Source organism: Fontimonas sp. SYSU GA230001, assembly GCF_040066175.1.
Taxonomy (GTDB): domain Bacteria; phylum Pseudomonadota; class Gammaproteobacteria; order Nevskiales; family Nevskiaceae; genus Solimonas.
In genome coordinates, this window is the sequence record NZ_JBEAAM010000042.1 from 1 (window position 1) to 7,898 (window position 7,898).

Below are 7,898 nucleotides of genomic sequence, written 5' to 3' on the forward strand. Positions count from 1 at the left end.
CGCGTAACCTCAACCGCTCGAACCGCCGGATGCGGACCCGCATGTCCGGTGGTGTGGGAGGGGAACGCTGAGGGTATCCTCGGCGTCCCCTATCCCGATTCGGACATCCGTTGGAGCGTGGTCTCGCTCCGATCGGGCGAAGCGAGGGCCGGGCGGCCCGGCCATGCGGCATACTGCGCGCATGCGCGCGCCGCTGCACAGCGACCCGATCCCGTTCATCACCTTGCCCAACTGGGTCAAGGCCGCCACGGTCTGCGGCTTCAATATCGAGCCGATCTTCGCGCGGCTCGGCATCCAGACCGACCTGCTGCATCTGGAGGAAGCCACGATCAGCGCACCGGTGCTCGGCCAGGCGATGCAGGCCTGCGTCGCCGCGTCACGCAGTCAGCATTTCCCGTTCGTGCTCGGCGAGACCTTCGCGTTCGACTACCTTCCGGACATCGGCACCTTCCTGGCGACGGCACCGACGCTGCGCGCTGCGATGCGCGTGTTCGACTGGGTGCGCGAGCTGATCAACCCGATGATCAACTTCTCTCTCGAGGAACACGGCGACGATGCTTCTCTGGTGCTGCTCGGTGCGGCGCCGATGACCGGTGAGGATCGCTATTTCGTCGAATCGATCTTCGCGTCGGTGGCGCGCTTCGGGCGCATGCTCGCCGGCGACCTGGAGCCCTTCGCGCGCCTGCGTTTCCGCTACGCGGCGCCGGATTACGCGCGGGCCTACGAGACGTATTTCCGCGTTCCGGTGGCTTTCGAACAGACGCAGAACGCCCTGGATCTGCCGCGCCAGCGGCTCGATGCGCCGCTCGAAGGGGCATTCCCGAAGCTGCACGAGCAGGCCGCGCGCCGCGTCGGCCAGTTGCTCGCGCAGATGCCGCGCCGCACCGGCCTGGTGGCGGCGACCGAGGTGCTGCTGGAGCACGACACGCAGCTGATGGCCGCCGGAATCGACCGCGTCGCCGCGCGCCTGGGCCTGCATCCGCGCACGCTGCAGCGGCGTCTGCAGGAGGAGGCGCAGAGCTACGCCACCGTGCTCGATCGCGTCCGCTACCGGCTGTCGCTGCGCCTGCTGCAGGACGCCGGTCTGGACATCGAGTCGATCAGCGAGCGCCTGGGCTTTTCCGACCGGCGCAGCTTCACGCGCGCGTTCACCCGCTGGTCCGGTGTTTCGCCGAGCAGCTTCCGCCAGCGTCGGGAGCTGTGAGACCGCCGCGCGCGGCCGCGTCTCGGGGTGCCTCTGGCCTGCGGTGACATCCAGTCGCGTCACGAAATCCCGGGCCAGTGTCGTCCAAGGTTCCCTTGCGTCGCCGCCTGTCATAGTCGGCCGGCGCGGCGTTTCCTAAAGTGGACCGGACAACGAACAGGTGGAGAGCGCAAATGGATGGCGATCGCCAGCGCATCATGCCCCGCAAGGCGCCGGATTTCGGGCTGGACGGCGACATTCCGCGTTACTGGTTCGGCGGCGATCCGTTCAAGACGCGTTTCTTCGACGCGATGTCGCTGCTGTTCCCCGAGGGCGAGCGCTTCTTCATCGCCTGTGTGCGCGACTTCCGCGACCAGGTCACCGATCCCAAGCTGCAGGCCGAGATCAAGGACTTCATCTATCAGGAAGGCCAGCACGGCATGGTGCACACGCGGTTCAACGACCGTCTCAAGGCGCAGGGCATCGCCGTCGATGTCATCCTCAAGCGCCAGGTGGACATCATGTTCGGCTTCTTCCGCAAGCGTTTTCCGCGCACTTACACGCTCGGGCAGACCGCGGCAGCGGAACACATGACGGCACTGATGGCGCACGGCTTCTTCTCGACTGGCTTGTTCAAGGACGCCGACCCCCGCATCCGCGCGATGTACGCCTGGCACGCGGTCGAGGAGATCGAGCACAAGGCAGTCGCCTTCGACGTGTTGCAGAAAGTGGCCAAGGGCGGCTACTTCACGCGTGTCCTCAGCATGCTGCAGGTCGCGCTGACCTTCCCCCTGCACGTGTTCGCGATCATGGCCCACATGTTCAAGGTTGATGGCGTGCAGAACCGTGGTCGCGTGTGGTTGCGTGGCCTGTGGTGGCTCTACGGACCCGGCGGGCTGTATCCGCGCCTGATGCCGCATTTCCTGGCCTATCTGAAGCCCGGCTTCCATCCATGGAAACACGGTGAGATGGACGTCTATCGCCAGTGGCGGCAGGCCTACGATCGCAGCGGCGGCAATGCGATCCTGGCCTCCGACGAGGTCATCGCGAGTACGGCCGCCGCCTGAGGCCGGCCGCCGTCACAACGGGGGTTTCCCCCACGACACCCGGGGCTTTTTGGCCCATGCTCTGCGTGCGGCGGACGTCGGTTGACGTCCGTTTGTACATCGTATCGCCGGATCAATAGAATGCCGCCCGACGATCAAGGAGCGACATGAGCAACGAATACGACGTGGTCGTGGTCGGCGGCGGTCCGGCCGGCTACCCCTGCGCGATCCGTGCGGCCCAGCTCGGATTCAAGACCGCCTGTATCGACGCCTGGCTCAACCGGGACAACACGCCCGCCTTCGGCGGCACCTGCCTCAATGCCGGCTGCATCCCGTCCAAGGCACTGCTCGAATCCTCGGAGCTGTATCACCGCATGCAGTACGAGGCGGCCGTACACGGGATCGGCGCCGCTTCCGTGTCGCTGGATGTGGCCAAGATGCAGGCGCGCAAGGATGCGGTGTCGCGGCAGTTGACCGGCGGCATCAAGCAGCTCTTCGCCGCCAACAAGGTCACCGGCCTGCAGGGCCACGGCAGGTTGCTCGGCAACGGCCAGGTCGAATTCAAGTCGCACGACGGCCAGACCGAGGTGCTCAAGGCCAAGCACATCATCATCGCCACCGGCTCCGAGCCGATCAATCTGAAGATCGCGCCCTTCGACGGTGCGCGCATCGTCGATTCCTGGGGCGCACTCGATTTCACCGAAGTGCCCAAGACCCTGGGCGTGATCGGCGCCGGCGTGATCGGCGTCGAACTGGGCAGCGTCTGGAACCGCCTGGGTGCCAGGACCGTCATCCTCGAAGCCTTGCCCAACTTCCTGCCGATGGTCGATCAGCAGGTGGCCAAGGAAGCACTGCGCCATTTGACCAAGCAGGGCCTGGACATCCGCCTCGGCGCGAAGGTACTGTCGGCGAAGGCCGGCAAGAAGGACGTCACCGTCGAGTACGAGACCGGTGGAGAAAAGAAGACCGAGACCTTCGACAAGCTGATCGTCGCGGTCGGCCGTAGGCCGTACACGAAGAACCTCGGCGTCGAGACCGTTGGCGTGGCGCTCGACGAGCGCGGCTTCGTCAAGGTCGATGCGCACTACAAGACCAACGTGCCGGGCGTGTACGCGATCGGCGACGTGATCGGCGGCGCGATGCTCGCGCACAAGGGCATCGAGGAAGGCGTCGCGCTGGCCGAGCAGCTCGCCGGCCATCACACGCAGGTCAACTACAACGCGGTGCCGAGCGTCGTCTACACGATGCCCGAGATCGCCTGGGTTGGCTTGAGCGAGGAACAGGCCAAGGCCAAGGGCTACGAGATCAAGACCGGACTGGGACCGTTCGCCGCCAACGGCCGCGCCAAGGCGATGGAGCAGGGTGCGGGTTCGATCAAGGTGATCGCCGACGCCAAGTCCGACCGGATTCTGGGCGTGCACATGGTCGGACCGTATGTATCCGAATTGCTGGCCGAGGCCGTGCTCGCGCTCGAGTTCGCCGCGACCTGCGAGGATCTCGCGTTGACCATGCACAGCCATCCGACCTTGTCGGAGAATTTCCACGAAGCGGTATTGCTGGTGGATGGGCGCGCGGTGCACGCCGTGAACAAGCCGAAGAAGTAACCACTCATCACAATTGGAACGGGGGCAGGTGGGATGAACATGCACAAGAGGTTGGTGGGCACGATGGCGCTTGCGCTGTGCGCGGTCGCCGGCGGCGCGCGGGCAGAGATCGTCGATGTGTCGATCGGCGACAACAGCTTTCGCGGCGCGTTCTACGGGCCGCTGTCGCGTTTTGCGTCGGACACCAATGGCCAGTACGACGTCGGTGTGATCGTGCGCCCCAAGCGCGAGGACGACCTGTTCGTCGCGCACGTCGGCGCCCTGGTCACGGGCGATGCCGGTGCCCGTGATTTCAACCTCGCTGCCGGACTGGGCCTGCGCGGCGTCTATATCGGCCGCGATCACGACAGTGGCGGCGCGCTGGCGCTCGGTGGCCAGGCGGAGGCGCGCTATCCGGGTTACGAGCGGATCGGCCTGTCGGTGTACGGTTACTTCGCCCCCGAAGTCATCTGCTTCGGCGAGTTCGACCGCTACTACGAGATCGGCACCGCAGTGGATTACCAGGTGTTGAAGAACGCATCCGTCTATGCCGGCTACCGCAACGTCAACGTCCGGCTCGAAACCGGCCGGGACATCACCGCCGACAACGGGCTGCATGTGGGCATGCGCCTGAGTTTCTGAGCACGAGCAGACGGCAGATCCATGGGTCGTGGTCCGAGTATCGCCGCGCGCAAGGGTGCAGAAGATGCACGGCGCGGCAAGCTGTTCACGAAGTTCATCCGCGAGATCACCGTCGCCGCGCGGGTCGGCGGCGGCGATCCGAAGTCGAATCCGCGGCTGCGCATGGTGCTGGACAAGGCGTTCGCCGCCAACATGCCCAAGGACACCGCCGAGCGTGCGATCAGGCGCGGCACCGGGGAGGGCGGCGCGGACCAGTTCGAGGAGATCCGCTACGAGGGTTACGGTCCCGGCGGCGTGGCGATCATCGTCGATTGCATGACCGACAATCCCACCCGTACGGTCGCCGACGTGCGTCATGCGTTCAGCAAGAACGGCGGCAATCTGGGCACCAGTGGCGCGGTGTCCTATCTGTTCGCCGAAGTCGGGCAGATCTTCATCGAGACCCGGGGCGATGCGGCGCAGGAGGAGAAGATCCTCGAAATCGCTCTCGAAGCCGGTGCCGACGACGTGCTCAACGAAGACGGCTATACCGAGGTGCTCACGTCACCGTCCGCCTTCGAGGGCGTCAAGAAGGCACTGGAAGCCCAAGGCTTCCCGCTGGTGCAGGCCGATGTCGGCATGCGTCCGGCGACGATGGTGGCGGTGCCCGGCGAGCACGCGGCGGCGGTCGGCAAGCTGATCGAGATGCTCGAGGATCTCGACGACGTGCAGAAGGTCTATTCCAACGCCGATCTGGGCACGCACTAGCGTCCGGCCGGCGTGACGCGCATCCTCGGCATCGATCCCGGTTCGCGTTACACCGGCTACGGCATCATCGATCATCAGCGAGGTCAGGCGCGGCTGGTCGCGGCGGGCCGCATCGCGGCCGGCGACGGCGACGTCGCCGCGCGGCTGGTCAAGATCGATGCCGAGTTGTCCGGGCTGCTGCGCGAATACCCGTCCGACGAAGCGGCGTTCGAGGACGTGTTCGTCAAGAACAACGTGCGCAGCGCCCTGGTCCTCGGCCAGGCGCGCGGCGTGGCACTGTGCGCAGTTGCGCGCGCCGGTGTCCCGGTGGCGGAGTACGCGCCGGCGCAGATCAAGATGGCCCTGACGGGCACCGGACGCGCGGAGAAGGAGCAGGTGCAGCACATGGTCAGGATTCTGTTGAATCTGCAGGCCCGCATACCGGCCGACGCCGCCGACGCGCTCGCCGTCGCACTGACGCATGCGCAGGTGCGGGCGACGCAGCGCAGCATCGGTGCCGCCGGTCTGCGCGGCCGGGGCAGGCCATGATCGGTCGCATCGCCGGTCGTCTGCTCGCCAAGACGCCGCCGCTGCTGCTCGTCGATGTCGGCGGCGTCGGTTACGAGATCGAGGCGCCGATGTCCACGTTCTACAAGCTGCCGGCAGTCGGCGAGGCGGTGGTCCTGCACACGCACCTGACGGTGCGTGAGGACGCGCATCTGCTGTTCGGCTTCGCGACGGCGCAGGAACGCGCGCTGTTCCGCGAACTGATCCGCGTCTCCGGCGTCGGTCCCAAGCTGGCGCTCGCCGTGCTGTCGGGCGTCGGCGTGGACGAGTTCTGGATCACGGTGCGCGCCGGCGACGTCGTGCGCCTGACCAAGCTGCCGGGCATCGGCCGCAAGACCGCGGATCGCCTGATCGTCGAGATGCGCGACCGTGCCGCCGGCGGCGACGAGGCACCGGCCGCGATCGGCGCCGTCAGCGCCGTCCCTGGATCGCCGCTGCAGGAAGCGCGGCATGCGCTCGCGGCGCTGGGCTACAAGCCGGCGGAGATTCAGCGCTTCACCGAAGCCGTGTATAAGGACGGCATGAGCACCGAGCAGATCATCCAGGAAGCGCTCAAGCGGGCGGTGCGCTGATGAGCGAGTCCGAACGTCTGATCTCCGCGCACGCCGGCGCCGACGAGGAACGCATCGAACGCGCGATCCGTCCGCAGCGGCTGGCCGACTACACCGGCCAGCCGGCGGTGCGCGAACAGATGGGCATCGCCATCGAGGCCGCACGCCGGCGTGGCGATGCGCTCGACCACGTGCTGATCTTCGGGCCGCCGGGTCTGGGCAAGACCACGCTCGCGCACATCCTCGCCAGCGAGATGGGCGTCAACCTGCGCCAGACCTCCGGTCCGGTGCTGGAGCGTCCGGGCGATCTGGCCGCGCTGCTGACCAACCTGGAGCCGCGCGACCTGCTGTTCGTGGACGAGATCCACCGCCTGTCGCCGATCGTCGAGGAAGTGCTGTACCCGGCGATGGAGGACTACCAGCTCGACATCGTCATCGGCGAGGGGCCGGCCGCGCGCTCGATCCGCATCGATCTGCCGCCGTTCACGCTGGTCGGCGCGACCACGCGCGCCGGCGCGCTGACGAGTCCGCTGCGTGACCGCTTCGGCCTGGTGCAGCGCCTCGAGTTCTACGCGGTCGCCGACCTGACGCACATCGTCCTGCGCAGCGCTGGCATTCTCAGGACGCCGATCGAAGAGGCCGGCGCCGCCGAGATCGCACGCCGCTCGCGCGGCACGCCGCGCATCGCCAACCGCCTGCTGCGCCGCGCGCGGGACTACGCCGAGGTGCGCGGCGACGGCGTGATCACCGCGGCGAGTGCGGCCGAGGCCATGCGGCTGCTCAGCGTCGATGCCAACGGTTTCGACCTGATGGACCGGCGCCTGCTGCTGACGCTGATCGAACGCTTCGATGGAGGCCCTGCGGGCATCGACAACCTCGCCGCGGCGATCGGCGAGGCGCGCGACACCATCGAGGACGTGATCGAACCCTATCTGATCCAGCAGGGTTATCTGATGCGCACGCCGCGCGGCCGCGTCGCCGGCAGGGCCGCCTTCGAGCACTACGGCCTCAAGGTGCCGGAGCGGCTCGCGACCCCCGATTTGTTCGCGTCGTGAGCCGCGCGCCCGACAGGCCGGAGTTCCGTTTCCCGGTCCGCGTGTACTACGAGGATACCGACGCCAGCGGCGTGACCTATCACGCCAACTACCTGCGCTGGTTCGAGCGCGGCCGCACCGAATGGCTGCGCGCACTGGGCATCGGCCAGGAAGGTCTGCGCGACGGCACCGGCGCGGTCTTCACCGTCGCCAGCCTGCAGATCGACTTCCGCCGCCCGGCGCGGCTCGACGACGCACTCGATGTCGTGACCATGGTCGCCGCCGTGCGCCGCGCCAGCCTGCTGTTCGAGCAGACGCTGGTGCGCAGCGCCGATGGCGAGCTGCTGGCGCGGGCGGCGGTCAAGGTCGGCTGCGTGAGCCACGGCGATTTTCGTCCGATCCCCTTGCCTGAGGCGCTGGAGCAGGCGATCGAGGCATGGCGGAAACGCGATGGGGATGTCCTGCGCGGAAGTCCTTTCCAATCCAGAGATGAGCCTGAAGGGTGGGTCTGAGTGAGGGGCTGTCAGGCGGCGGGACGCTGGGCTTTGCTGATGGAAAGGAACAAC

Annotated in this window: 9 protein-coding genes; all 9 read left to right on the forward strand. The window is 67.3% G+C overall.

Annotation, left to right across the window (positions count from 1 at the left end):
- Positions 1-181 precede the first annotated feature (181 nt).
- The 9 genes from AAG565_RS15485 to ybgC all read left to right on the forward strand — a co-directional run bounded on the left by AAG565_RS15485 (position 182) and on the right by ybgC (position 7,844).
- The gene (locus AAG565_RS15485) at positions 182-1,204 is read left to right on the forward strand and encodes an AraC family transcriptional regulator ligand-binding domain-containing protein (RefSeq protein WP_348820549.1); all 1,023 of its coding nucleotides are present in this window, start codon (positions 182-184) and stop codon (positions 1,202-1,204) included.
- A gap of 173 nt (positions 1,205-1,377) precedes the next feature.
- Positions 1,378-2,250, forward strand: a complete 873-nt coding sequence (locus tag AAG565_RS15490; protein WP_348820550.1) for a metal-dependent hydrolase — start codon at positions 1,378-1,380, stop codon at positions 2,248-2,250.
- Between the two features lie 146 nt (positions 2,251-2,396).
- A complete protein-coding gene (gene lpdA, locus AAG565_RS15495; protein WP_348820551.1) occupies positions 2,397-3,833 on the forward strand; it encodes a dihydrolipoyl dehydrogenase in 1,437 nt (478 codons plus the stop codon).
- 39 nt (positions 3,834-3,872) lie between these two features.
- Positions 3,873-4,454, forward strand: a complete 582-nt coding sequence (locus AAG565_RS15500) for a YfaZ family outer membrane protein (RefSeq protein WP_348820552.1) — start codon at positions 3,873-3,875, stop codon at positions 4,452-4,454.
- Between the two features lie 21 nt (positions 4,455-4,475).
- Entirely contained in the window at positions 4,476-5,201 is a 726-nt protein-coding gene (locus AAG565_RS15505; RefSeq protein ID WP_348820553.1) for a YebC/PmpR family DNA-binding transcriptional regulator, read from the forward strand.
- A 12-nt stretch (positions 5,202-5,213) separates the two neighbouring features.
- Complete coding sequence (gene ruvC, locus AAG565_RS15510) at positions 5,214-5,729, forward strand: crossover junction endodeoxyribonuclease RuvC (RefSeq protein ID WP_348820554.1); 516 nt, start codon at positions 5,214-5,216, stop codon at positions 5,727-5,729.
- Entirely contained in the window at positions 5,726-6,319 is a 594-nt protein-coding gene (ruvA, locus tag AAG565_RS15515) for a Holliday junction branch migration protein RuvA (RefSeq protein ID WP_348820555.1), read from the forward strand. The genes ruvC and ruvA overlap by 4 nt, the downstream gene beginning before the upstream one ends.
- The gene (gene ruvB / locus AAG565_RS15520) at positions 6,319-7,353 is read left to right on the forward strand and encodes a Holliday junction branch migration DNA helicase RuvB (RefSeq protein ID WP_348820556.1); all 1,035 of its coding nucleotides are present in this window, start codon (positions 6,319-6,321) and stop codon (positions 7,351-7,353) included. Before ruvA ends, ruvB begins: the two co-directional genes overlap by 1 nt.
- Positions 7,350-7,844: a tol-pal system-associated acyl-CoA thioesterase gene (gene ybgC / locus AAG565_RS15525; RefSeq protein ID WP_348820557.1), complete on the forward strand. Its 495-nt coding sequence runs from the start codon at positions 7,350-7,352 to the stop codon at positions 7,842-7,844. The genes ruvB and ybgC overlap by 4 nt, the downstream gene beginning before the upstream one ends.
- Positions 7,845-7,898: the final 54 nt, after the last annotated feature.

What these genes read in the sequence shown, in the direction of transcription:
- ruvB (WP_348820556.1), top strand. Translation starts at nt 6,319, where the DNA reads ATGAGCGAGTCCGAACGTCTGATCTCCGCGCACGCCGGCGCCGACGAG.
- AAG565_RS15505 (WP_348820553.1), top strand. Translation starts at nt 4,476, where the DNA reads ATGGGTCGTGGTCCGAGTATCGCCGCGCGCAAGGGTGCAGAAGATGCA.
- lpdA (WP_348820551.1), top strand. Translation starts at nt 2,397, where the DNA reads ATGAGCAACGAATACGACGTGGTCGTGGTCGGCGGCGGTCCGGCCGGC.
- AAG565_RS15500 (WP_348820552.1), top strand. Translation starts at nt 3,873, where the DNA reads ATGCACAAGAGGTTGGTGGGCACGATGGCGCTTGCGCTGTGCGCGGTC.
- AAG565_RS15490 (WP_348820550.1), top strand. Translation starts at nt 1,378, where the DNA reads ATGGATGGCGATCGCCAGCGCATCATGCCCCGCAAGGCGCCGGATTTC.
- AAG565_RS15485 (WP_348820549.1), top strand. Translation starts at nt 182, where the DNA reads ATGCGCGCGCCGCTGCACAGCGACCCGATCCCGTTCATCACCTTGCCC.
- ruvA (WP_348820555.1), top strand. Translation starts at nt 5,726, where the DNA reads ATGATCGGTCGCATCGCCGGTCGTCTGCTCGCCAAGACGCCGCCGCTG.